At 72.9% G+C, this 24,653-nt stretch carries 21 protein-coding genes; 12 read left to right on the top strand and 9 right to left on the bottom strand.

From position 1 onward, the window contains the following. Positions 1 to 55 precede the first annotated feature (55 nt). The 4 genes from ABD269_RS25835 to ABD269_RS25820 all read left to right on the top strand — a co-directional run bounded on the left by ABD269_RS25835 (position 56) and on the right by ABD269_RS25820 (position 6,308). On the top strand, positions 56 to 1,456 hold the full coding sequence (locus tag ABD269_RS25835) for a CoA transferase (RefSeq protein WP_344121512.1): 1,401 nt from the start codon (positions 56 to 58) through the stop codon (positions 1,454 to 1,456). A gap of 98 nt (positions 1,457 to 1,554) precedes the next feature. Then, positions 1,555 to 2,121, top strand: a complete 567-nt coding sequence (locus ABD269_RS25830) for a GNAT family N-acetyltransferase (protein WP_301891404.1) — start codon at positions 1,555 to 1,557, stop codon at positions 2,119 to 2,121. A gap of 15 nt (positions 2,122 to 2,136) precedes the next feature. Continuing rightward, positions 2,137 to 4,122 carry a DUF5107 domain-containing protein gene (locus ABD269_RS25825; protein WP_344121509.1) on the top strand — a complete coding sequence of 662 codons (1,986 nt, stop codon included), beginning with the start codon at positions 2,137 to 2,139 and terminating at the stop codon, positions 4,120 to 4,122. A gap of 584 nt (positions 4,123 to 4,706) precedes the next feature. After that, on the top strand, positions 4,707 to 6,308 hold the full coding sequence (locus ABD269_RS25820) for a hypothetical protein (protein ID WP_344121507.1): 1,602 nt from the start codon (positions 4,707 to 4,709) through the stop codon (positions 6,306 to 6,308). Here the strand turns inward: ABD269_RS25820 and ABD269_RS25815 are convergent. Then, positions 6,300 to 6,656 (bottom strand): VOC family protein, encoded by a 357-nt coding sequence (locus tag ABD269_RS25815; protein WP_344121505.1) that lies wholly within the window; start codon positions 6,654 to 6,656, stop codon positions 6,300 to 6,302. The genes ABD269_RS25820 and ABD269_RS25815 overlap by 9 nt on opposite strands. 128 nt (positions 6,657 to 6,784) lie before the next feature. Further along, positions 6,785 to 7,657 carry an isocitrate lyase/PEP mutase family protein gene (locus ABD269_RS25810; protein ID WP_344121504.1) on the bottom strand — a complete coding sequence of 291 codons (873 nt, stop codon included), beginning with the start codon at positions 7,655 to 7,657 and terminating at the stop codon, positions 6,785 to 6,787. A 460-nt stretch (positions 7,658 to 8,117) separates the two neighbouring features. Between ABD269_RS25810 and ABD269_RS25805 the strand changes: the two genes are divergently transcribed. Continuing rightward, a complete protein-coding gene (locus ABD269_RS25805) occupies positions 8,118 to 8,690 on the top strand; it encodes a TIGR03086 family metal-binding protein (protein ID WP_344121502.1) in 573 nt (190 codons plus the stop codon). Here the strand turns inward: ABD269_RS25805 and ABD269_RS25800 are convergent, their stop codons facing one another. Then, positions 8,691 to 10,388, bottom strand: a complete 1,698-nt coding sequence (locus tag ABD269_RS25800; protein WP_344121500.1) for a thiamine pyrophosphate-requiring protein — start codon at positions 10,386 to 10,388, stop codon at positions 8,691 to 8,693. A 279-nt stretch (positions 10,389 to 10,667) separates the two neighbouring features. Here ABD269_RS25800 and ABD269_RS25795 point away from each other — a divergent pair, with 279 nt between their 5' ends. After that, a complete protein-coding gene (locus ABD269_RS25795; protein ID WP_344121498.1) occupies positions 10,668 to 11,876 on the top strand; it encodes an aminotransferase class I/II-fold pyridoxal phosphate-dependent enzyme in 1,209 nt (402 codons plus the stop codon). Positions 11,877 to 12,005: 129 nt separating this feature from the next. Continuing rightward, positions 12,006 to 13,028, top strand: coding sequence for an MBL fold metallo-hydrolase (locus ABD269_RS25790; protein WP_344121496.1), 1,023 nt, complete (start codon positions 12,006 to 12,008; stop codon positions 13,026 to 13,028). 218 nt (positions 13,029 to 13,246) lie between these two features. Here ABD269_RS25790 and ABD269_RS25785 read toward each other — a convergent pair whose 3' ends face one another. Both ABD269_RS25785 and ABD269_RS25780 read right to left on the bottom strand, forming a co-directional pair. Next, positions 13,247 to 13,765: a GNAT family N-acetyltransferase gene (locus ABD269_RS25785; RefSeq protein WP_344121494.1), complete on the bottom strand. Its 519-nt coding sequence runs from the start codon at positions 13,763 to 13,765 to the stop codon at positions 13,247 to 13,249. A 53-nt stretch (positions 13,766 to 13,818) separates the two neighbouring features. Further along, positions 13,819 to 14,994 carry a damage-control phosphatase ARMT1 family protein gene (locus tag ABD269_RS25780; protein ID WP_344121492.1) on the bottom strand — a complete coding sequence of 392 codons (1,176 nt, stop codon included), beginning with the start codon at positions 14,992 to 14,994 and terminating at the stop codon, positions 13,819 to 13,821. Positions 14,995 to 15,222: 228 nt separating this feature from the next. Here ABD269_RS25780 and ABD269_RS25775 point away from each other — a divergent pair, with 228 nt between their 5' ends. Continuing rightward, entirely contained in the window at positions 15,223 to 16,605 is a 1,383-nt protein-coding gene (locus ABD269_RS25775) for an amino acid permease (RefSeq protein WP_344121490.1), read from the top strand. Here ABD269_RS25775 and ABD269_RS25770 read toward each other — a convergent pair. After that, a complete protein-coding gene (locus ABD269_RS25770; protein ID WP_344121488.1) occupies positions 16,595 to 16,831 on the bottom strand; it encodes an SDR family oxidoreductase in 237 nt (78 codons plus the stop codon). The genes ABD269_RS25775 and ABD269_RS25770 overlap by 11 nt on opposite strands. Before the next feature lie 177 nt (positions 16,832 to 17,008). Between ABD269_RS25770 and ABD269_RS25765 the strand changes: the two genes are divergently transcribed. The 3 genes from ABD269_RS25765 to ABD269_RS25755 all read left to right on the top strand — a co-directional run bounded on the left by ABD269_RS25765 (position 17,009) and on the right by ABD269_RS25755 (position 21,037). Next, complete coding sequence (locus ABD269_RS25765; RefSeq protein ID WP_344121486.1) at positions 17,009 to 19,327, top strand: collagenase; 2,319 nt, start codon at positions 17,009 to 17,011, stop codon at positions 19,325 to 19,327. Positions 19,328 to 19,646: 319 nt separating this feature from the next. Then, entirely contained in the window at positions 19,647 to 20,543 is an 897-nt protein-coding gene (locus tag ABD269_RS25760; RefSeq protein ID WP_344121483.1) for a nitroreductase/quinone reductase family protein, read from the top strand. A 125-nt stretch (positions 20,544 to 20,668) separates the two neighbouring features. Continuing rightward, positions 20,669 to 21,037, top strand: a complete 369-nt coding sequence (locus ABD269_RS25755; RefSeq protein WP_344121481.1) for a nuclear transport factor 2 family protein — start codon at positions 20,669 to 20,671, stop codon at positions 21,035 to 21,037. Here the strand turns inward: ABD269_RS25755 and ABD269_RS25750 are convergent. Further along, positions 21,027 to 21,836, bottom strand: a complete 810-nt coding sequence (locus ABD269_RS25750) for a helix-turn-helix domain-containing protein (protein ID WP_344121479.1) — start codon at positions 21,834 to 21,836, stop codon at positions 21,027 to 21,029. The genes ABD269_RS25755 and ABD269_RS25750 overlap by 11 nt on opposite strands. Before the next feature lie 41 nt (positions 21,837 to 21,877). Beyond that, entirely contained in the window at positions 21,878 to 23,653 is a 1,776-nt protein-coding gene (locus ABD269_RS25745; protein WP_344121477.1) for a hydroxysqualene dehydroxylase, read from the bottom strand. A 177-nt stretch (positions 23,654 to 23,830) separates the two neighbouring features. Here ABD269_RS25745 and ABD269_RS25740 point away from each other — a divergent pair, with 177 nt between their 5' ends. Then, positions 23,831 to 24,139 (top strand): 4a-hydroxytetrahydrobiopterin dehydratase, encoded by a 309-nt coding sequence (locus tag ABD269_RS25740; RefSeq protein WP_301891386.1) that lies wholly within the window; start codon positions 23,831 to 23,833, stop codon positions 24,137 to 24,139. Positions 24,140 to 24,182: 43 nt separating this feature from the next. Here the strand turns inward: ABD269_RS25740 and ABD269_RS25735 are convergent, their stop codons facing one another. Then, complete coding sequence (locus tag ABD269_RS25735; RefSeq protein WP_301891385.1) at positions 24,183 to 24,653, bottom strand: Asp23/Gls24 family envelope stress response protein; 471 nt, start codon at positions 24,651 to 24,653, stop codon at positions 24,183 to 24,185.

Below are 24,653 nucleotides of genomic sequence, written 5' to 3'. Positions count from 1 at the left end.
GGAGCAGCGAGATTGAGGCTGGCGGGCCGGGGGCCACCAGTGCCAGACTGCGTTGATGATCAAGCGATCCACGGACGCCACCGACCGGGCCTGGGCCCTGCTCGGCGGGGATCCGGCGCTCACCGCCGCCGTCGAGTACGGCGGGCCCGACGCCCGGACGCTGCCGTCCCCGCTGCCCGTACGGGAATTCGCCCGGGCGACCGTCGCGGTGTGCGCGCTCGCCGCGGCCGAGTTGAGCACCGTACGGCACGGCGGCGGCGCGCTGCCGAGGGTGACGGTGGACGACGGGGCCGTGGCCACCGCGTTCGTCAGCGAGCGCCATCTGCGGGTCGACGGGCGCGCGGGCGCCACCTTCGCGCCGCTGTCCCGGTTCTGGCGGAGCGCGGACGGCTGGGTGCGCACACACGCCAACTACCCCCACCACCGCGCCCGTCTCCTCACCGCGCTCGGCATCACCGATGCCGCCGATGACGAAGCCCTCGTCGCCCGCGTCGCCGCCACGCTCGCGGAACGGCGCGCCGAGGACGTGGAGGAGGCGGCGTACGCGGCCGGTGCGCTCGCCGTCGCCGTCCGCACCCCCGGCGACTGGGCCCGCCACCCCCAGGGCGCGGCCGCCGCGCGCCGCCCCCTGCTCTCCCTGGACCGGATCGCGGGCGGACCCGTACGCAGGCCGGAGAGGGGCCCGGCCGCGCACGGGCTGCGCGTGCTCGACCTCACCCGGGTCATCGCGGGACCCGTGGCCACCCGCACGCTCGCGCTGCTCGGCGCGGACGTGCTGCGCGTCGATCCGCCGGATCCGGCCGAGAGCCAGGACGCCCACGACGACACGGGATTCGGCAAGCGCTCCGCCCTGCTCGACCTCGGACGGGCCGCCGACCGGGCCACGTTCGAAGAGCTGCTCGCGGCCGCGGACGTCGTCGTGACCGGCTACCGCCCCGGCGCGCTGGACCGCCACGGGCTGTCGGCCGAGGCACTCGCCGAGCGCCGCCCGGGCCTGGTCATCGGCCAGTTGAGCGCGTGGGGGACGTACGGGCCGTGGGGCGGCCGGCGGGGCTTCGACAGCCTGGTCCAGGCGGCCTGCGGCATCGCGGTCACCGAGGCGGCACCGGACGGCACACCGGGCGCCCTGCCCACGCAGGCGCTTGACCACGGCACGGGATACCTGCTGGCGGCGGCCGTGCTGCGGGCGCTCACCGACCAGTGCGCGGGCGGCGGCACCCACCTCGCCCGGCTCGCCCTCGCGCAGACGGCGGCATGGCTGACCGGCGGCGGAACGGGCGCACGGGACACGGGAGAACCCGGCGGTACGTACGAGCCGGGGGAGTGGCTGCGGGAGGCGGACGGCCCCCGGGGGCGCGTGCGGTACGCGGGGTCACCGGTGCGGTTCGCCGGCGGACCGGCCGACTGGTCGCGCACGCCGGGGCGATGGGGGACGGACGAGCCGAAGTGGAACTGACAGTTCAGGCAGCGGCGGGACACGGCGCGGCGGAGCCGTCGCGTCAAGACCCCTGCCGGGGACGGGGCGATGTCGGTACCGGCCTCTACGATGAAAACGTGTCCGATCCCGATCACCAGCAAGGCTCCTACCTCGCACGGGGCCCGCACGTGGCCATCCGACCCCTCACCCACGACGACGCGGCCGAGTTCACCGCCCTCGCCCGCGCCAGCACGCAACTGCACCACCCGTGGCTGGCGATGCCCACGGCGTACGCCGCGTTCACGGCGTACGTCGACCGCATCGCCGAGCGGCAGTCGGTGTCCCTGCTGGTCTGCCTGCCCGGCTCCGGAGGGGCGATAGCGGGATTCATCAACATCAACAACATCGTGCGTGGCGGCTTCCAGAGCGGGGCACTCGGCTACGGCGCCTTCGCGCCCAGCGCCGGGCGCGGCCACCTCGGCGAGGGCCTCGGGCTCGTACTCCGCCACGCCTTCGGCCCGTTGGGCCTGCACCGGCTGGAGGCGAACATCCAGCCGGGCAACGCCGCGTCCCTGGCGCTGGTCAAGCGGCACGGCTTCCGGCTGGAGGGGTTCTCGCCGGGGTTCCTCTTCATCGACGGGGCGTGGCGCGACCACGAGCGCTGGGCGATCACCGCCGACATGATCCCGGACCACCAGGGCTGAGAGAACGAGGTTGCCGTGCCCACGACCATCAGACGAGCCGTGCTGTCGCTTCCCGCCGCCCCGCCGGGCCCGGAGAACCCGCTGCCCGCGCTGCTGTCCCCCCTCAAGCAGCACCACCTCGACGCCGCGCAGCGCGCGCAGCTCCCCCCGGCCATGGCCCGGCAGGTGGGCTACGGCCCGCTCCGCTCCGTCCTGCCCGTCCGCCGCCGCGACGGCTACTCCCGCGAGCGCACCCCCACCGACGTCGAGGCCGTCGTCATCGAGAACGACCGGCTGCGCGCGACGGTCCTGCCCGGCCTCGGCGGCCGCGTCCACTCCCTGGAGCACAAGCCGACGGGCACCCAGCTGCTCTACCGCAACCCCGTCGTCCAGCCCGCCGAGTTCGCGCTGAACGGCGCCTGGTTCTCCGGCGGCATCGAGTGGAACATCGGCGCCACCGGCCACACCCCGCTCTCCATGGCCCCCCTGCACGCCGCCCGGGTCCCCGCCCCCGACGGCGGCGAGATGCTGCGCCTGTGGGAGTGGGAGCGGATGCGCGACCTGCCGTTCCAGGTCGACCTGTGGCTGCCCGACGACTCCGACTTCCTCTACGTGGGCGTACGCATCCGCAACCCCCACGACCGGCCCGCCCCCGTCTACTGGTGGTCCAACATCGCCGTGCCGGAGAGCGCGACGAGCCGCGTCCTCGCCCCCGCCGACGAGGCCTGGCGCTTCGGCTACGAACGCAGCCTGCGCCGCGTCCCCGTGCCGCACTGGGAGGGCGCCGACCGCACGTACCCCCTCAACAGCGAGCACGCCGCCGACTTCTTCTACGAGGTGCCCGACGGGGAGCGCCGCTGGATCGCCTCCCTGGACGCGGACGGCCGGGGCCTGGTGCAGACCTCGACCGACCTGCTGCGCGGCCGCAAGCTCTTCGTCTGGGGCGCCGGGCGCGGCGGCCGCCGCTGGCAGCAGTGGCTCACCGAGCCCGGCACGCCCGGCTACGCCGAGATCCAGGCCGGCCTCGCCCGCACCCAGCTGGAGCACGTCCGGCTCGAAGCGGAAGAGGAGTTCGCCTGGCTGGAGGCGTACGGCCCGCTGGCCGCCGACCCCGCCACCGTGCACGGCGCCGACTGGGACGCCGCGCGCGACGAGGTCGAAACCCGGCTGGAAGCGGCGCTGCCGCGCGCCGACGTCGAGCAGGCGTACGCCGCGTGGCGGCCGTACGCCGATCTCGGCCCCAAGGAGAGCCTCGCGACGGGATCCGGCTGGGGCGCCCTCGAAGTCGAGCGAGGCCGCTTCACCCTGCCCGGCACGCCCTTCGACCCCTCGACCCTGGGCGAGGAGCAGGCGCCCTGGCTGGAGCTGCTGCGCTCCGGCTCCCTGACCCCGCCGCGGCAGGTGCTGCCACCGGCACCGACCCTGGTGTCGCCCTACTGGCGCGACCAGTTGGAGACCGCCGAGACCGGCAACCCCCACTACGACCGCTACCTCGCCTACCACCTCGGCGTCGCCCGCTGGCACGCCGGGGACCGCTCGCAGGCCGTCCGCAGCTGGGAACAGATCGCCGACGGCGACTGGCCCGCGATGCGCTGCCTCGCCGTCGCCGACCAGGAGGACGGCCACCCGGAGCGGGCCGCCGACCGCTTCCTGTCGGCCTTCGACAGCGCCCGCGAGCAGGCCCGCGAAGGCGCCTCGTGGACCGCCGCGATGGCCGCGCTCGGCCGCGAGACGATCGAGGCCCTGCTCGCCGTGGACCGCGCCGACGACGCCGCGACGGTTCTGGAGGGCCTGCGCCCCGGCATCCGCGAACGCGGTCGCTTCCGGCTTCTGCGGGCTCGCGTGCTTCTTGCTCTGGGCGATGCGGTGGGGGCTCGGGAGATCTTCGACCGGGGGTTCGAGGTCGATGATCTGCGGGAGGGGGACGAGGTGTTGACGTCCACGTGGCACGAGATCGCGGAGCGGTTGGGGTCGGGGGCGCGGTTGCCTGAGCGCTATGAGTTCCGCATGCGGCCGGAGTAGGGCGGCGGTGGGTGCGGGTTTCGTTGCCGCCTGCGGCGGGAGTGCCTCCAGCTGGCCTCCCCCAGAATCCGTCCGGGGGTGCCGCCAGAGGTGTACCCACGGGCTGGATTGCACACCCGGTGGTCTGGGGGCTTGCCCCAGTTCGGAAGGCCGCTGCCGGTACCGCCGGTGGTGGACGGTGCTGCTGGTCGGGCATGAGGGGCGCCTTGCCCGGTTCGGAAACCGGGGGTCATACGGGATGTGATGCTGCCGTCCTTCGGTGTCGGGCTGGAAATCACCGGTATGGATGAAGACCTGGAGGTTTCACAGGTGTCGGAGCTGGTGCGGGAGACGCTGGCGGTGGTCAGCTGTTCTCCGGCGGGTTGTACGGGCAGCGTTCAGCGAAGGCCGGGGCGTTGGCGAAGGCGGTCAAGTCCGCTGTCTGCCATCCGGGCTTGCAGGACATGTTTGGCCGCAACTCATGGAGTGATCTTGTCGAGGGAGGAGGCGGGCCAGTGGCGCGGAAGAGGCGAGGTAAGCGACTTCGCGTACTGGCCGGTCCGTTCACCGTCGCTGCCCCGTCCGGTGCCCGTATACGCGACCGTGTGCACGCCACCGGCCAGGACGGTCAGGTGTTGACGCTGGTTGGCCGGCACCTCGGACACCATCAGCGTGCTGACCTGGCCTGCCGGGTGGGGATCGGCAAGGTGCCGGTCAAGGACAACCGGCGCACCGAACGGAAGCGCGGCCTGACGAGGGTGTCGTCCTCGCGTATGGCCGGGGCGATGACCAGGGCGAGCGAGGACCAGTATCAGCTCTCTCTGCGGTGCCTGTACGACGAGGCATCGTCTCTGCGGCGTGCGATCCGCACCATTACCCGGCGCCTGGCCGCACCGTGCGGCGGCAAGGAGGGCAAGGCCCGCGGCTATAAGGACCAGGCCGAGCGGTTCGGCAAGCAGCGCCGTCTCCAGGTTCTCAACGCGCGACTCGCCCGCGTTGAGCGGCGGATCGTCTCGGGCCGTCCGTCGATTGTGGCCGGCGGACGCCGCTTGGCGAAGGCCCGGCACAACCTGGAGAAAGCGCAGATCACCGAGCACGAGTGGCGTGAGCAGTGGGATGCCGCCCGGCTGTTCCTGACCGCGGATGGCGAGTCGGGCGCGCCGTTCGGGAACTACACGATCTGTGTGGACCCGAATGACGGCAGCGTGACGGTCGTGCTCCCGGAGCCGCTGCGGCATCTGGCGAACGCGCCTCGGGGCCGGTACCGGCTGGGCTGCACCGTGCAGTTCTCCCACCGCCGGGAGGAGTGGCTCGACCGCGTGACCGCGAACCGGGCCGTCCGGTACGACTTCGTGTACGACCCGGTGCGCGGGCGCTGGTACCTCGATGCGTCCTGGTGCGCCGACAAGGCCGTGCTGCCCACCCCGGAAGAGATCCGGGACTTCGGTGAACGGACCATCGGCATCGACCTCAACGCCGACCACCTTGCCACCTGCGTCCTCGACCCGCACGGCAACCCCATCGGCCGACCGCACACCATTCCCCTCGACCTGACCGGCCCCGCATCACAGCGCGACGGCCGCCTCCGGGACGCGATCAGCCAGCTCATCACCCTCGCCCGGCAGCATGACTGCGCCGCGATCGTGGTGGAGAACCTCAACTTCGACGACGCCCGCACCGTAGGCCGGGAGCGGATGGGACGCGGCGGCCGGGGCAAGAAGTTCCGGAAAACAGTGGCCGGCATCCCCACCGCACGGTTCAGGGAACGGCTGCGCGGCATGGCGTTCCACGCCGGGCTTGTCGTCATCGCGGTCGATCCGGCGTACACCAGCATCTGGGGCGAGCGATACTGGAAGACCCCGCTCCAGCAGACCAGCAAGAGGACCACGGTCACACGCCACCACTCGGCGGCTGTGGCTATCGGCAGGCGTGGCCTGGGACACAGAATCCGGCGTCGGCCAGGTGTGACCGCCAGCGACCAGAGGATCGCTGCGCGGAGAGCTACCGGCCAGACCGCATTCGTCCCCAGGCCACGCGGGACCGCGAGCCCACCCAGGACAGCGAGCCCGCCCGCACGAGGCGGTAAGACCCGACTGGACCAAGGTGACCAACTCGCGCCGCTCCCCGACCCCGAAGACCGTTCGCGGGGCCACCGGATCACACATCCGGCTTGCCGTGATCCGGCCAACACCGGCCAATCACGATAGGAACGGTTTGCGGTCGACGTATTCGAAGACCAGGCCGTCCGGGTGCCGGGCCACCAGATTGCGGCCGATCGGCGTCGGCACCGGCCCCGCGATGATCTCCGCGCCGACCGCCCGGAGATCGGCCAGCGACTCGTCGACGTCCGAGACGGCGATGGTGGCCGTGATCTTCCGCAGGATCGTCAGCTCCCGCTCCGGCCCGCTCATCAGGAAGAAGCAGCCGACGGCGGCGACGGAGACGCCACCGCGCTGAAAGCGGAGAGCTTCCGCGCCGGTGAGGCGTTCGTAGACGGCGACGGCTGCTTCCAGATCGTTGACACACACCCTCAGCGAAGTCCCCAGAATGTTCATGGGAACAAGGCTAGTTGGAGGCGACGCCCCCGCGGGCGAGGCAAACGGAACAAGCACCCTCGGCTCAGGAAGCAGACCCGGACGCCGGACGGCCGTGCAGGCCGTCCGGCGCCCGGGGACACCTCGGGCTACGACGTCACCGGGACCTTCGGGACGCCGTTGTGGGCGTGGTGGCGGCTGATGTTCTTCTCCAGCCGGGCCAGGCATTCCGCCACGCCCACGCTGCTGGCCGTGAATTCCGGCAGCCGGCCGTCCGCCGCCTTCAGGCCGGTCAGCGCGTCGTCCATCGCGGTCTGCGCGGCGAAGAGGCACGGCGTGCTGTAGATCGCCACGTCGACGCCGAGTTCCCCGAGCTCGGGAAGGGAGAGCCGGGGTGATTTGCCGCCCGCTATCTGGTTGAAGAGCAGCGGTTTGTCGCCGATGACCTCGCGGACCTTGCGTATCCAGTCGACGCTGCGGACGCCGTCGACCAGGACCACGTCCGCGTCCGTCGCCGCCAGGGCCTTCGCGCGGCGCAGGATCTCCGCCTCCTCCGTGGCGTCCGTGCGGGCGACGACGACGAGGTCGCGGCGGGATTCGAGGACCATGGTGAGCTTGTCCAGGTACTCCTCCAGCGGCAGCACCTGTTTGCCTTCCACGTGCCCGCAGCGCCGCGGCCGTTTCTGGTCCTCCAGGATCACCCCGGAGGCGCCGATGGCCTCCAGGTGCTGGACGACGTGGCAGGCGGTCTCCGGGTCGACGTAGCCGTCGTCGATGTCCACGAGCAGGTGCTGCGCGGGGAAGGCCAGCCGCAGCCGCTGGACGAAGGACACGAGGTCGGGCCAGGCGATGAAGCCGATGTCGGGCAGGCCGTAGTGGGACGCGGCGAAGCCGAAGCCGGAGACGAACATGCCGTCGTAGTGCTGGGCCGCGGCGGAGGCGGAGAACATGTCGAAGACACCGATGAGAGGTGTCGTTCCGTTCTCGGCGATGGCCGCACGTAGCCGATCGGGGTGGTTCACGGTACCCTCCGAAACATTGGGTTGCGTCGATGCGACGCTCCGGCCAACTGCCTGCGAAGCTCCGGCCGGTGCGTGCGCGTCACGGGACACATCTGGGAAACACATCACGGACAGGGCCGAGACCCACGCCGGCGGGCGGGGGGTCCCGGCCTTCGTTCATGTGGTTCGTGTTCGGGGTCTGCCGTCCGGACATTAGTCAAGGAATGGTCATGCGGCAATGTTGGGCGAGTAAAGAAGAGTTTGCCGCGATGCTTTTGAGCCGAGCGCCCCAACAGCCTTGATTCATCCGGGCGTCCGCCTCCGGACGGCCCGCGAGCCCGCTGGCTCGCCGCATTCCGGTTGGCGGGGAAGGCACGTGCCCCCGCCCGTCCCGCCCACAATGGCGCGTTCACCCCGCCCGGCCGCGCGGGGCCGACCGCTCGCCTCGCCGCCGCCCGGATTCCCGCCGACAATGGGTGCCATGAGTTCCGACACGCTGCTCAAGCGGCACGGCGAGGCCCTCGGCCTCTTCACGGACCGCGTGCACGCCGTCGGCCCCGGCCGGTGGGGCGATCCGACGCCCTGCACCGAGTGGACCGTACGCGACCTGGTCAACCACCTCACCGCCGAACAGCTGTGGGTGCCGCCCCTGTTGGACGGCGCGGCCATCGAGGACCTCGGCGACTCCCTGGACGGCGACGTGCTCGGCGACGACCCGGCCGCCGCCTGGGACGCCGCCGCCACCGCGGCACGCGAGGCGTTCGCCGCGCCGGGCGCCCTGAAGCGGACGGTGCGGCTCTCCTACGGGCCCACGTCCGCCGACGCGTACGCCGCGCAGATGACGTCGGACGCCGTCGTGCACGCCTGGGACCTCGCCCGCGCGATCGGCGCCGACGAGCACCTCCCCAGGGCGCTCGTGGACTTCACACGGCGCGAGGTCGAGCCGTACGCCGGATCCCTCTCCGGCACGGGCCTGTTCGCCGCGGCGGTCGAACCGCCCGCGGGAGCCGACGCCCAGACCCGGCTGCTCGCCCAACTGGGCAGGAAAGCCTGATCATCCGGCGGCCGCCGCGTGCGGCGGGACCGGCGGCACCGTCGGATCCGTCACGAACTCCACGACCGCGGGACCCTCCGCCGCCAGCGCCTGCCGCCACGCCCCCTCGACGTGCTCGGGCCGCTCCACCCGGATCCCGGTCATCCCGATCGAGCGCGCGAACGCCGAGTACGACACGTCCGGCAGCTCGTGCGACGGCAGGAACTGCGGGGATCCGCTCATCGCCCGCATCTCCCACGTCACCTGATTGAGGTCGTGGTTGTTCCACACCCCGATGACCAGCCGCGGATCGTCCCACCGCGTGTGGTACTTCGCGGCGGTGATCAGCTCGGCCATGCCGTTCATCTGCATCGCGCCGTCCCCGACCAGCCCCACCACCGGCCGGTCGGGGTGCGCGAACTTGGCGCCGATCGCGTACGGCACGCCGCACCCCATCGTGGCGAGCGTCCCCGACAGCGAGCCCCGCATCGTGCCGCGCATCCTGATGTGCCGCGCGTACCACCCGGCGACCGAACCGGAGTCGGAGGTCAGGATCGCGTTGTCCGGCAGCAGCGGCGACAGCGCCCGCGCCACGTACTCCGGGTTCACCGGCTGCGCCGTCGCGTCCGCGCGCTGCGCCATCACCTCCTCCCACTGCCGCATCCCGGCGGCGACCCCCTCCTGCCAGTCGCGCTCCTCCTTCCGGTGCAGCAGCGGCAGCAGTCGCTGGAGGGTGGTCCGGGCGTCGCCGATCAGATTGACCTCGTACGGGTAGCGCAGGCCGATCATGTGCGGGTCGATGTCGATCTGCACGGCACGCGCCCGGCCGTACTCCGGCAGGAACTGCGCGTAGGGGAAGTTGGAACCGACCGTCAGCAGCGTGTCGCAGTCACGCATCAACTCGAACGAGGGGTCCGTGCCGAGCAGCCCCACCGCGCCCGTCACATAAGGGAGTTCGTCGCTCAGCGCGTCCTTGCCCAGGAGGGCCTTCGCCACCCCGGCGCCCAGCACGTCCGCGACCTCCTCGGTCTCGGCGCGGGCGCCCGCCGCGCCCTGCCCGATCAGGATCGCCACCCTCGTACCGGAGTTGAGCACATCCGCCGCCCGGTGCAGCGCCTCCTCCGAAGGCACCGCCTGCCAGCCGCTGCGGTCCAGGCTGGAGGGCACCATCTTCAGGTCGTGCGTGGGCGGCGAGTAGTCGAGGTCCTGGACGTCGCCGGGGATGATGACAGCCGTGGGCGCGCGCCGCGCGTACGCGATGCGGACGGCCCGGTCCAGGACGTTCGGCAGCTGCTCGGGGACGTTCACCGTCTCCAGGAAGTCGGAGGCGACGTCCTTGAAGAGCGAGTGCAGGTCCACCTCCTGCTGGTACGCGCCGCCCATCGCCGACCGGTGCGTCTGCCCGACGATGGCCACCACCGGCACGTGGTCGAGCTTCGCGTCGTAGAGACCGTTGAGCAGATGGATCGCGCCCGGCCCGGACGTGGCCGCGCACACCCCCAGCCGGCCGCTGAACTTGGCGTAGCCCACCGCCTCCAGCGCCGACATCTCCTCGTGGCGGGACTGGATGAACCGGGGCCGGTTGTCCGCCCGTTCCCAGGCAGCCAGCAGCCCGTTGATCCCGTCGCCGGGGTAGCCGAAGACCTGTTCCACGTCCCACGCGCGCAGCCTCGCCAGAAGGAAGTCGGACACTTTCTGACCGGACACTTTCCGACTCATGGGCTCTCACCTGTTCTCGGCGTCCGTTACGCCGTCCGGGTGGCCGGCCGTACGGGAAAGGGCGGGGGCGGCCGGTCGACGGGCTGCTGCCTCCTCGCGGGTGCGGCGGTGCGTGGCCGGACGGGTAACCGGTCACCCCCCATCGAAACCCCGCGGGCCGCCCCGCGCCCGTCCGGCGCCCGGCCCGGGTTTCCGGCTCACCCGCGCAGCCGTGTCAGGCCGCCACGGGGCCCGCGATCTGCCAAGGTGGTCGCAGAGGCACGGCGGGCGGAGGTACGGATGCAGGCGAGCCTTCCCGCGCTCCCGGCCGTCACCGCACCCGAACGCGGACTCCCCGTACTGCCCGAGCTCGCCGACCGCCTCGCCGCGGCCGCCGCCCACAGCGCGCCCCAACCCCTCGGCGGGGGCCCCGAACTGCGCGCCGCCGCCTGCGGCTACTGGTCACGGCGCGGCCTGCCCACCGAACCCGACCAGGTCGTCGCCGCCCCCGGCGCGCCCCCGCTGCTCCTCGCCCTGCTCGCCGCCGCGGGCGGCGACGTCCTCCTCACCCGCCCCTGCGCCGCCTGGTACCTGCCGCTCGCCCGGATCGCCGGGCGCCCCGCCTTCCACGTGCCCGTACCGGCCGAGTGCGGCGGCGTCCCCGACCCGTTCGCGCTGCTGGAGACCGTCCGCCGGATCCGGGACGAGGGCGGCAGGCCGCGGCTGCTGGTCCTGTCCGCCGCCGACGACCCGACCGGCACCGTCGCACCGCCCGAGATCCTGCACGAGGTCTGCGAGGCGGCCGTCGCCGAGCGGATGACCGTCATCAGCGACGAGACCTGGCGCGACACGCGCCACCACTCCGGCGGGACCGTCTTCCTCGGCCCCGCCGAGATGTGGCCCGAGCACGTCGTCGTCCTCACCGACCTCGCGGGCGCGCTCACCCCCACCGCCTGGCCAGCCGCCGTGGCCCGCTTCCCCGCCGCCGGCCGCGGCCCGGTCCTGCGGACCCGGGTCACCTCGGCGCTCGCCGCCGTGCGCGCCGAGCTGGCACCCCCCATCGCCGCGGCCGCGGCCTACGCCCTGGCGGAACCCGGGCCCGTACGCGCCCGTACGGCCGCCGCCGCCCGGCTCTACGGCACCCTGGGCGCCGCCGCCCGCGAACGGCTCGCCACCGCAGGGGTGCTCAGCCGGCCGCCGCAGACCGGCCCGTACCTCTACGCCGACCTCGGCGAGCTCCGCACCGCCCTCGCCGCCCGTGCCATCACCGACTCCGTCGAACTGGAGGCCCACCTCAGCGCCGCGCTCGGCCGGCCCGTCCCCGGCGGCCACCGCTTCGGGGACGCCCCCGACGACCTCCGCGTCCGGCTGTCGACCCCGCCGCTGCTGGGCGCCACCGACGCCGAGCGGCAGCGCGCCCTGGACGCGCCGGACCCGCTGGCCCTGCCCGGGGTCCGCGATGCGCTGACCGAATTCGGCTCGGTCTTCAGCGAACTCGCCGACAGCTGACCTACCGTCGATGCCGACCGTGCGTACCGAGCCCCACGCGCCCACCGGGCCCCCGCCCCCGAGGCCCGCCGCCGCCCGGGCGGGCGCGCGCCGCACCACCTTGGTTCCCCATGGAATGGAGCCCACTCGATGACCGAACAGACCGAGCGCTCCCTCACCGAGCCCCCCGACTCCCTCACCCGGCCCCGGCCCCGCCCCCTCGGCGAGAACCGCCTCTGGCCGCGGTCGTTCGCCGACCGCCTCACCACCCCGCTGCCCGGCGTCCGCGCCCTCGCCCGGCTCGCCCGCGAGCGCAGACTGCGCCCGGACCCCGTCGCGCTCCGCCAGATCCCCGCGCTGCCCGTCGCGCCCGGCCCGCTGCCCGCCGTCGACGCCACCACCACCGCCGTCACCTGGGCCGGGCACGCCAGCTGGGTCCTGCGGCTCGGCGGCCTCACGGTCCTCACCGACCCCGTCTGGTCCCGGAAGATCCTCGGCACGCCCGCCCGGCTCACCCCCGTGGGCATCCCCTGGGAGGACCTCCCGGCCGTCGACGCCGTCCTCATCAGCCACAACCACTACGATCACCTCGACGCCCCCACCCTCAAGCGGCTGCCCCGTGCCACCCCGCTGCTGCTGCCCGCGGGCCTCGGCCGCTGGGCGCGCCGCCGCCGCTTCACCCAGGTCACCGAGCTCGACTGGTGGGAGTCCGTCGAGCTGCCCGGCCCTGGCGGCCCGGTCCGCTGCGACTTCGTCCCCGCCCACCACTGGAGCAAGCGCACCCTCACCGACACGTGCCGCTCCCTGTGGGGCGGCTGGGTGCTCACCGCCCCCGGCGGGCGGCGCGTCTACTTCGCGGGCGACACCGGCTACGGCCACTGGTTCGAGGCCATCGGCCGCCGCTACGACGGCATCGACCTGGCTCTGCTGCCCATCGGCGCGTACGACCCGCGCTGGATGCTCGGCCCCGTCCACACCGACCCGGAGGAGGCCGTACGCGCCTGCGGCGACCTGGGCGCGCGGGCCATGGCCCCCATGCACTGGTCGACGTTCGTCCTCTCCGCGGAACCCCCGCTCGAACCCCTGCACCGCGTCCGCGCGGCGTGGGAGGCGACCGGCCGCCCCCGCGAGGACCTGTGGGACCTGCCGATCGGGGGGAGCCGGGTGCTCTAGCCGTCCGGCGGGGGCCTGTTTGTCTGCGGGCTCGTCTGCCGCCTGCGGCGGGGGCTCCCTGCGGGAGCGTCCTGGGCTGGATGTGCGCACCCATGTCAGCCATGTCGAGCCTGCCCGGCGGGCCGTCCGCTGCCTGCGGGCGCGCTCCTCGAATGCCGGACGGGCCGGACCTGCGCACCCCACGCCGGCCTTATGGAGGCCGCCCCGCGGGGCCCGCGTCAGGCCTCCAGCACGTGGACGCAGACCGGCCGCCCGTTCGCCGGGTCCACCGTCCGGCGCTCGCGCCGCATCCCCAGCTTCCGCATGACCGCCTCCGAGGCGTCGTTGCCGACCTTGTGCACGCTCACCACCCGGGCGAGCCCCCGGTCACGCAGCGCGAAGTGCAGCACGGCCCGCGCCGCCTCGGTCGCGATGCCCCGGCCCCAGAACGGCTGCCCCAGCCGCCAGCCGATCTCCACGGCGGGCAGGATCTCGGGGAGGTACCCCGGGACGGACAGCCCGGCGAACCCGGCCAGCCGCCCCGTCTCCCGCACCTCCACCGCGAACAGCCCCACGCCCAGCTCGTCCCACTCCCGCTCCCACCCCGCGATCTTCGCCGCGGTCTGCTCCCGGTCCCGCACGGCACCGTCCGCGATCCACCGCATCACCTCCGGATCGGCGTTGATCGCCGCCATCGGCTCCAGGTCGTCCTCGCGCCAGCGGCGCAGCGTCAGTCGGGGCGTTCGAAGCGAGGTCATGCCGGCATCCTGCCCAGGGGCCCCGCACCGGAAGCCGGACGACCGTCCCCGGTTCAGTCCTGGAGCCGTGCCTGTACGAGCGCCTGCGAGCCGTCGGTGCGCCACGTCGGCCGCGTCGCGTCCAGCCGTTCCACGGTCTTTGCCCGCATTCCCACGACCGCCTCCGACTTCAGCGTGCGCAGTGCGACGAGCGCGCCCGGCACCCCGGCCACGGCGGTGGCGAAGGGCAGCGTCGCGGGCCAGGCCCGATCGCCCACCAGGCGGCGGTAGTTCAGGTCGCCCTTGACGACGCACAGGGCGCTCGGGGCGAGTGCCGCCCGCAGGTCGCCGGGCATGCTGTCGAAGCCGAGCGGTGAGCAGAAGAAGCCGTGGCCGAGCAGGCGGAGCCGGCCCGCGGCCGCGGCGTCCAGCAGGCGTCCGCCCGCCTTGCCCGCCTCCCCGGGGAAGGCGGCGAGCCGCACCAGGCAGTCCCGCACGTCGGAGGTGACGGCGTCGGAGACGAAATAGGGGCGTGGCTTGACGTGCAGCACCACACCGGTCGCCCGCCCCGTCGCCAGCAGGTGATCGGCCAGCAGCAGATCGGCGAGGAGCTCGCGCCCCGCGTTGTCCAGGATCACGTGGATCTCGCCCGGCGGCCGCCCGTCGACGTGGCGCCACACCGCGGCGCTGTCGTCGGCGAGCAGCGGGGGGCCGTCGGTGCCGTCCGTGGCCGCGGCGGCCTGGACCAGCCGGAAACCGAGGTCGGCCCGGTTGCCGTACAGGGACGCCAGCAGCAGGGCGTGGAAGGTCTCCGCCGGTGACGCGTCCTCCAGCCCGTCCAGCCACGCCGTGTCGGACTCCAGCCCGGGATCGGCCAGTTCGGCCGACTTCATCGGGGTGAAGGGGTCCACTCCCTGCCAGGGGCCGGGGGCGAAGTAGCCGACGCACTCCAGCAGACGCAGATAGAAGTAGTTCTCGGCCCACAGGAACGGCACCTCGCTCCACGGCCGCCCGAAGTAGCCGCCGCCCCCGGCCAGCCACGGCGCGTGCCCGGCGGTCGCGGCCTCCGGCGGCCGGACGGCGCCGGAGCGCGACTCCTCCACCAGGTCCTCGAGCCGGGACCGCTGCGCCGGGCCGTAGGGATTGCTGTCGCACAGCTTCCGGATCAGGGCGGGATGGCGTTCGTGGAAGACCCCCCAGCCGAACCCGCCGGGGTCGGCGATGCCAAGGACGGGGGCGGTTTCGTTCATCGTCTGCCTCGCTTCGTGGGACGGCGCTCCCGCCATGGTGTCGCAGGTCACCGAGCGGGCGCGGGTGGACGAATGACGGCGGGCGGGGTGACTCGCAGCACCTTTTGCGGTCCGCGGGGCCGCTCCGCGGGACAAAAATCAAGGATTTTGCGGAGGTCACCCGTCCGGTCACCATGTCCTGTCGCACAGATCCGCGACCTGCCCGCAGGACGAGAGGCGCACCACCTCATGCACGACACCGACGGCACGAACAGCCGCCGTTTCGGCCTACCAACTGCTGTCGCCCTGGTGATGGGAAACATCATCGGCGGCGGCATCTTCCTGCTGCCCGCGTCGGTCGCGCCGTTCGGCACGGTCAGCCTGCTCGCGTTCGGCGTTCTCACCATCGGCGCGATCGCGCTGGCGCTGGTATTCGGGCGGCTCGCCGAGCGCCATCCGCGGACCGGGGGACCGTACGTCTACGCCCGTGAGGCGTTCGGCGACTTCGCCGGGTTCCTGTCGGCGTGGTCGTACTGGACGATGACCTGGGTCAGCAACGCCGCCCTCGCCGTCGCCGGCGTCGGCTACTTCCACGTGGTCACCGGGGGCACCTCCTCCAAGGGCGCGGACCTGGCCGTGGCGCTGGCCGCGCTCTGGCTCCCGGCGCTGGCGAACCTCGCCGGTACGCGCTGGGTCGGCGCGATCCAGCTGATATCGACCGTGCTGAAGTTCCTGCCCCTGCTGTTCGTCGCGATCGTCGGCCTCTTCTACTTCGACCCGGCCAACCTCGGCGCCTTCACCGAGGGCGGCGGCAACTGGACCGGCGGCCTGACCGCGTCGGCCGCGATCCTGCTCTACAGCTACGTGGGCGTGGAGTCCGCGGCCATGAGCGCCGGCGAGGTCCGCGACCCGGAGCGCAACGTCGGGCGCGCGAGCGTGCTCGGCACCATCGGCGCGGCCGTGGTCTACCTCCTCGGCACGCTCTCCGTCTTCGGCGCCGTCCCGCACGACAAGCTCGTGAAGTCCACCGCGCCGTTCTCGGACGCGGTCGACACGATGTTCGGCGGCCACTGGGGCGGCACGCTGATCGCGGCCGCCGCGGTGATCTCCATCATGGGCGCGCTCAACGGCTGGACCCTGATGAGCGCGCAGGCGCCGTACGCGGCGGCCAAGGACGGCCTCTTCCCGGCGTCCTTCGGCAAGAAGCGGCGCGGGGTGCCCACCGTGGGCGTGCTGGCGGCCGCCGTGCTGGCCTCGCTGCTGACCCTCGTGAACTACACCCTCGGCGAGGGCGGCGTCTTCGAGATCCTGGTCCTGATCACCACCTTCTCCGCGACCGTGCCGTATCTGCTGGCCGCGGCCGCCCAGGTGTACTTCCTGCTGACGGACCGGCGCGACAAGGTCCGCATGGACCGGCTGGTGCGGGACATGGTGCTGGCGCTCGGCGCGTTCGCCTTCTCCTTCTGGCTGGTGGCGGGCGCCGGGTACGCCGCGATCTACCAGGGCGTGCTCTTCCTCTTCGTCGGCATCCTCGTCTACGCGTGGATGGCGGCCCGCCGCCCGGTCCCCGGCGCGACCCAGGAGGACGCGCCGGAGGCCGCCGAGCCGGTCGCCGAGGCCGTCAGGCAGTGACACCACCGTCGAGGACGAGGTCGGCACCCACGGTGAATCCGGCCTCGTCCGAGGCGAGGTGGAGGACCGCGGCCGCGATCTCCTCCGGGGCGCCCGTGCGGCCCGCCGGGACGTCGCGCCGCAGGTCGTCGCGGGTGGCCTCGTCCGCGAAGCGGTGCACGACGGCCCGCACGACGGGCAGCGCGGGGCCGGGCCGGGACAGCTCCTCCACGATGCGCGGTCGCACTGCTCCCCGTAGCGCTCCAGGGCCTTATCTCGACAGGGGCTTCGCCCCGGGCCCCGGTGCGGAAAAGGCAAGCCCTGGCAAAGGTGTGGCCACCGAGTTGTCAGTGCAATGTCACATTACTAATGTACGGGCGCACTCTCTCAGCTGATGCAGTGTCAACTTCCAGCAGGAGAAACCATGCACGCCTTGCGCCACGTCCGAAGAGGGCTGCTCGCCACCGCCCTCACCGCCTGCCTGGCCCTCCCCGCGGTCCAGGCCGCACAAGCCGCCCCCGCCCCGGCCGCCGCCCCCTCCACGGCCCCGGCCCGCACCGGCCCGGCCGACGACGTCGACCGGCTCGCCGTACCGCCCGCGAAGGATCAGGGGACCGCACCCGGCGGCGGCCTGATATCCGCCGGCCGCATACCCGGCGACACCGCCCCGGGCGCCGCGCCCCACCACCGCTCCACCGCCAGGGCCCTGCGCGGCACCACCCCCTGCACCCTCGACGGCATCACCGCCCTCGGCCCCGAACAGCTCGCGGACTTCCTCACCGACCCCGCCGTCACGGCGGACACCTGCCTGCGCGGACTGATATGGACCTGGGACCCCCGCCTCGCGCCGGTGATGTCCCGGGCCCACATCCAGGCCGTCGCCCGGCGCGCCACCGCTCTCGCCCCCGGCCACGACGGCACCGACACGGCCCATCTGTACGAGCTGTTCACCTACCTGCACGCCGTGGCCTACCACGCCTTCTCGCACCACGAGATCGACATCGCCGACGCCCCCACCGCCGAGGCCATGCGCCGCGCGGTCGACGCCTACGGCGGCAGCGCCCACACCTTCGACCCCACCCGGCCCAACGCCGACACCCTGCGCGAGACCCTCGACGCCGCGAGCGCGCCCGGCCTGCGCCAGCACCAACTGCCCCTGGTCGAGCGGGTGCTGGCCACCATGGGCCCCGGCGCACCCACCACAGGTGACGCCGCCTGGGGCGGTGCCACCCTCGCCGCCCTCACCGTCAACTACCTCGGCGTCTACCCCGGCAACAACGACACCGCGTTCCGGCAGGCGGCCGCCGCCGACCCCGGCTACCGCGCCGCCTTCCGCGCCTTCTCCGGCCACACCCACCTCAAGGGCACGGCCAACGCCTGGGCCGTACGCGACGCCCTCGGCGAATACGGCCGCTTCGGCCAGATCGACAGCCTCAAGACCGCCATCGTCACCGACCTCGGCACGCTGCTGCCCGTCACCGAGGCCAACTTCGGCAAATTCAGCGCCCCTTGGGCCAGCGTCGTCTCATGGCTGAACACCTTCGGGGACTGCGAGCGCCACCACGTCTGCAAGCAGCAGATCGAGAACGACCTCTTCCCGCAGACCTACACCTACGACAACGGCGCCATCCAGGTGCGCACCGCCCTCGACCGCGCCACCGTCGACCAGCTCTACTACGCGAGCAAGCAGGTCAAGACCCAGTTCTTCCGGGTGCTCGGCACCGACGCCCCGCTGCCCGACGACACCAACACCACCCTCCACATCCACCTCTACGCCTCGCGCGCCGACTACGAGGTCTTCCACCCCCTGCTCACCGGCATGGGCACCAACAACGGCGGCGTCTACATCGAGCAGGGCGCGACCTTCTACACCTACCAGCGCCGCGTCCCGCAGGACTCCTCGCTCACCCTCGAAGAGCTCTTCCGCCACGAGTACACCCACTACCTCAACGGCCGCTGGGCCGTGCCCGGCACCTTCGGCGACCCCCGCTGGTACTCCGGCGACCTGACCACCGCCATGGACGAGGGCACCGCCGAGTTCTTCGACGGCGCCACCCGCGACGAGGGCATCAAGGTCCGCAAGTCCCTCGTCCAGAGCGTGATCACGGACACCGCCGGCGGCGGCCCGCGGATGACCGTCCAGCAACTGCTGCACGCCACCTACGCCGGCGACGGCTTCCGCTTCTACGCCTACGCGGGCACGTACTTCGAGTTCCTCTGGCAGCACCACCCGTCACTGATCCGCGAGATGTACGGCTATCAACGCGCCGACGACCCCAAGGGCTTCGACGCCTGGCGCACCCGGATGGGCGCGGACGCCGCGCAGCAGCGGGAGTACGACGCCTTCCTCGACGAGCAGATCGCCCAGGTGGACAAGCTGTACGTCCCCGACACCCACTTCACCCCCAACGGCTCCCTCGCCTACGCCCGGGCCGAGGACGTGCGCTCGGCCTTCGCCGGCGCCACCTCGAACACACCGCAGTGCGCGTCCAATGGCGACACACACGGCCCGGCGCGCTTCGTCTGCACCGGCCGGATCACCGCGAACCTGTCCGCGTCCGGTGACCCCGACGCCGTCTTCAAGGACATGTCCGGCACCGTCGACTACTTCCTCCTCGACCGCGCCGGTCCCGCCGCCAACAACCTCGCCGACATGAACTGCTCCTTCGGCGCGGTCGACATCTGGACCGACGGCAGAGCGGGCACGGCCCCCTTCACCTGCGAAGGCCCGCTGCGCAGCTGACACCACGCGTCCCCTGCGGCCCCCGCTCTCCCATCGGTGGAGCGGGGGCCGCTCCCGCGTTGACAGACGATCGCCGGGTGGCTGTAATGGCCCCTGTGCAGCGTGGTGCCGACCGAAGAGCAGTGGGCGGGTCGGCGACCGGGCGAGCACCTTCACTCAGGGAACAAGCCATGAGTTCACTCCTCGCATCCTGCGGCTGACCTTCAGCGTTCCGTCCTCCGCGGTGCCCCGCACCGCCGTGTGACGCCGCGTCAGTACGCCATGCCTTCTTCGCGGCCCGCCGCGGACCACACACTCTTCCCGGAGAATTCGACACCGCATGCCCATGTCCTTCAACCAGTCCGTCATCGAACAGTTCCGGGCCGGAGGCGGAAAGGTCGGCGGCCCCTTCGAGGGCGGCGACCTGCTCCTGCTGACCACCACCGGCGCGAAATCGGGCACCGAACACACCACCCCGCTCGGCTACGTCCGCCACGACGGCCTGCTGCTGATCGTCGGCTCCAACCTCGGCGCGCCACGCCACCCCGACTGGTACCACAACCTCCTCGCCCACCCCCAGGTGCGGGTGGAGGCCGGCACCGAGACCTTCGCCGCGATCGCGGTCCCGGCCGAAGGAGCCCGCCGCGACCGGCTCTTCGCGCACGTCGTGAGCGCGGCACCCGGATACGGCGACTACCAGGCGGCCACCACCCGGACCCTGCCGGTCGTCGCCCTGGAACGCGTGGCGGAGGAGAACCCCCGCGAGATCACCAGCGTCGCCGACAAGCTGCTGGAGGTCCACACCTGGCTCCGCGCACAGCTGTGCCACGTGCGCGCCGAGGCCGAAGCCCACTTCGCCGCGCACCAGGGGCCCGGCGACCCGGCCCTCGCGGGGCTCGGTTTCCAGATCAGGCAGCACTGCCTGGCGTTCTGCCAGTCGCTGGAGTTCCACCACACCAGTGAGGACGCGCACATGTTCCCCGGCCTGGCCGCCCACCACCCGCACCTGCGCGGGACCCTCGACCGGCTCCGCGACGAACACCGCACGGTCTCCCGCATCAAGGGCGAACTCCTCGCCCACCTCGCGGACATCACCGCTGCCGACCCCGCCCGCTTCCTCGCCGAACTCGACCGCATGACCGAGGAGCTGACGGTCCATCTGGACCACGAGGAGAAGAGCCTGATCCCCACCCTCGCGGCGATCCCGTTCCCCCCGAGAGCCCCCGGAGCGGCCTGACCTACCTCACAGGTAATCGCCCCGTCCGCCCCGCCCCGGCAGAGTGGGCGCAGCGGAACCCGGGCCGGCGCACTCCGGCCCGGGGGCCGCGCACCTGGACCGCTTCCGCATCGAGGAGATTCACCATGTCGCAGTACGAGACCGCCGTCGCCCGCTACTTCGAGGCGTGGAACGCCACCGGCGCGGACGCGCTCGCCAAGGCCGTCGCCGCTGCCTGGGTCGAGGGCGGGTCCTACACCGATCCCCTCGTCGAGGTGAGCGGGCACGACCGGGTCGTCGCCGTCATAGCCGGGGCGCACGAGCAGTTCCCGGGGTTCGAGTTCCGGCTCCTCGGGCAGGTCGACGGGCACCACGGCGTCGCGCGATTCGGCTGGGAGCTGGTCTCGCTCGCCGACGGGTCCGCGCCCGTCGCAGGATCCGACGTGCTCACCCTGGCCGAGGACGGGCGGATCCGGTCCGTCCTCGGTTTCCTGGACCGGGTGCCTACGGCATGAGCGCGTGCAGCTCCTGAAGGCGGGCGGCCGTCTCCGGGTCGGCGGGGAGGAACGTCTCCACCGCCAGTTCGGAGACGGTCACGTCCATCGGGGTGTTGAACGTGGCGATGGACGAGACGAACGACAGGACGTGGCCCCCGTGCTCGATCACCATCGGCAGCGCGAACGGCACCACCTCACCACTCGCCACCCGCTCCTCGCCGCCCTCCGGCAGTGGATAGCCGCTGACCTCCTCGTACAGGGCGCGCAGGGGAGCGGACCGCATCAGGGCGAGCTGACGCTCCATCTGGTGCAGCAGATGCTCGCGCCACTCGCGGTAGTTGCGGATGCGCGGCGCCAGGCCACGGGGGTGCATGGTGACGCGCATCGCGTTCAGCGGGGCCGCGAGCAGCGGCTCGGCGACGCCCTCCAGCAGCAGGGCGATGCCGCGGTTGGCGGCGACCACGTCGTACGCGCCGTCGACGACCAGCGCCGGGTACGGCTCGTACGCCCGCAGCAGCCGCTCCAGAGCCTCCCGCACCCCGGCCAGCGCCGGGTCGCCCAGGGGGCGTTCGGGGAAGTGCGGGGCGTAGCCGGCCGCGACGAGGAGCGCGTTCCGCTCCCGCACGGGCACGTCGAGGTGGTCCGCGAGGCGCAGGACCATCTCGCGGCTCGGCCGGGAACGCCCCGTCTCGACAAAGCTGATGTGCCGGGCGGAGGAGTCGGCGCGCAGGGCCAGTTCCAGCTGGCTGATCCGGCGCCGCTCCCGCCACTCGCGCAGGAGCGCGCCCACCCCGGGGGCATCCACGACAGTCGTCATGGACCGACCGTAACCCGCCGTCGCCGTCCGGCGGGCGCGGGCTACCCCAGGTCGAGCGCGTTCGGCAGGCCCAGCCGATGGCGCAGCTCGTCCGTCGCGCGGAAGAGTTCGAGCTCCGGCGCGCGGTACAGCGGAATGACCGCACACCGCTCCGCCCCCGAACCCGCCTCGTCCAGCAGCGCGTTCACCGCCGCGCGGGCGGACGCGTTCGCCCCCTCCATCGTGGCCAGGTCGATGTCGGTCGCCACGTAGTCCCCGCAGAGGAAGAAGTTGGGGATCGCCGTGCGCGCCTGGGGGCGGTTGAACCAGGTGCCCACGGGGTGGATGAGGAGCTGCTCGTCGTTGGCCGGGCGCGGGCCGCCGATCTCCACGGCCGGGTCGAGGAACCACGAGTGCAGCGACGCGTCGCTCAGCACCGTGCGCCCGGTGTCGTTGAGCCCCGCTTTCATCTGCGCCCACACCTCGCGGGCGACCTCCTCGCGGGTGCACTGCTTGGCCGTCTTGCCGTAGAGGATGCCGGGCCTGTCCCACTCGGAGACGTCCGCCGACAGGCAGTCGACGGCCACACCGTCACCGTATTGCGCGGGGAAGTCGCGGCCGGACCAGAACTGGGCCTGGCCCACGGAGGTGATCGACCAGGGGGAGTCGATGTGGTTGATGTGGCCGTGGACGATGGGCGTCGGCTCCGTCAGATAGAACTGAATGCCCGTCATCCAGTCCGTCCGCAGCTCGTCGCAGCGCCCCAGCTGCGGGTCGGCTGCCCTGACTTGGGCGTTCCAGGTGGTCCGCGCGTGCTCGACCGGCATGGCCGAGACGAAGTGGTCGGCGGTCACCGACTGCCGGGCCCCGGCCGGGTCCTGGACGACGGCCTCGGCGATCCGGCCGCCCTCCAGGCGGAGGTCCCGTACGGTCCAGCCGACGCGGAAGGTGACGCCGAGCGAGCGCAGATACGTCACCCACGGGTCGATCCACGCCTCGTCGGTGGGCGCGTTGAGCACCCGGTCGGGCTCGCCGTCCGCGCCCCGCCCCAGCACATTGAGGAAGAACGCCTCCACACAGGTGCAGACGGTCCGGGTGCTGGCGACCTCCGCCTTCGTCGCCACGATGTTGCGGGTGATGCCGATCGCCAGCAGCCGCTGGTAGTTCGGCGACATCCGCGCGGCGCGGATGAACTCCCACCAGGGCATCCGCTCCCACGCATCGAGCCGGCGCCGCTCGCAGCTGGTGAACCAGACGAGCATGCGGCTCGCGAAGTACGCCATCTCGGTGGCGGGGATGTTCCCGAACGCGTCGAAGAAGCCGATGAGCGCGCGGCGCAGGGCGTCCGGGGTGAGCACGGCGGGCGGTTCGCCGATGGTGTGGAAGGGCAGCCGGATGTCCTCGTGGCCGACGCGGGCGAACAGCTCCTCGGAGGACGGCACGAGGTTGTCGTGGCAGCCGCCCGCGTTGCCGGGGAAGGGGATCCGGCGCATGGTGTCGGGGAGGTTGCGGTAGAAGCCGGGGAAGAAGCGGAAGCCGTGCTCGGCGGGCAGGGGCCTGCGGTTGCCCCGCGCGCTGCCCGGCACGTCCATGCTGCGGGCCTTGCCGCCGGGTGCCTTCTTCTCGTACACCGTCACCTGGAAGCCGCGCTCGGCGAGTTCGTGGGCCGCGGTCAGCCCGGCGACGCCGCCGCCGAGCACGGCGACGCTCCGTCCGCCGGATCTTCTGCGCGGGGCCGCTGCCGCCCTGCCGCCGCCGAGCGCGGTCGTCCCGGCCGCCGCGGCGACGGCCGCCGCGCCGCCGATGAAGCCCCTGCGGGTGCTGCCCGTACCGTCCATGTGTCCGTCCCCTGCCGCCGATGACCCGTCACGTCCGGCGCCGGAGCATAGGAGGGCCACCCTCACCCCGGAAGGGATCCGTGAACTCGCCGTGCGCCGCCCGGCACATTGACGCGAAACCGCCCCCGTCACGTGGGACGCTTGAGTCACCGGCACCCACGACGAAGGGGATTCCTCATGGCCGTCGAACCGCTCTCGCAGAAGGACGTCGAACAGCGCCTCCAGGAGCTGCCCGGCTGGACGACGGACGGCGATCGGATCAGCCGCACGTACTCCTTCGAAGGGCACTTCCCGGCTGCGGCGATGGTGATTCACATCGCCCAGATCCAGGAGGAGTTGGGGCATCACTCGGATCTGACGCTGGGTTACAACACGGTGGGTCTGAGCGTGAACACGCACAGCGTCGGGGGGAAGGTGACGGGGCTCGACGTGGAGCTGGCACGGCGGGTGGAGGCGATCGCGCCCCTGCACGGCGCGCGGCCCTAGCGCTCGGTCCTCGCGGGGCGCGACCGCCCGGCGCGCCCGCGCGTCAGTGGACGCGGACCTCCGACTCCACCGGGTCGTCGTCGTCCGGCAGGCGGACGTCCACCACCGCGATGTTGACCTCCACCACCTCCAGCCCCGTCATCCGCTCCACCGCGGCGATCACGTTCTCGCGGACCTCGCCCGCGACGGCCGTGATCGGGACGCCGTACTCGACCACGATGTCGAGGTCGACCGCCGTCTGGCGCTCGCCGACCTCGACCTTCACCCCGCGGGTGACGCTGGAGCGCGCGCCGGGCACCCGCTCGCGCACCGCGCCCAGCGTGCGGGCGAACCCGCCGCCGAGGGTGTGCACGCCCGGCACCTCGCGGGCGGCCAGTCCCGCGATCTTCTCCACGACGCCGTCGGCGATCGTGGTCCGGCCGCGGGTGGCCGCCGGCGCGTCGGCGCCGGGCGTGCTGGGCTGGACCGTCGTGCCCGGTTCGCCGTACGTGGCAATGGACGGGCTCGTCGTCAT

The organism is Streptomyces blastmyceticus, from assembly GCF_039521185.1.
GTDB lineage: Bacteria > Actinomycetota > Actinomycetes > Streptomycetales > Streptomycetaceae > Streptomyces > Streptomyces blastmyceticus.
The sequence above is the reverse complement of the archived record's forward strand: the minus strand, read 5'-3'. Positions and strand labels throughout refer to the sequence as shown.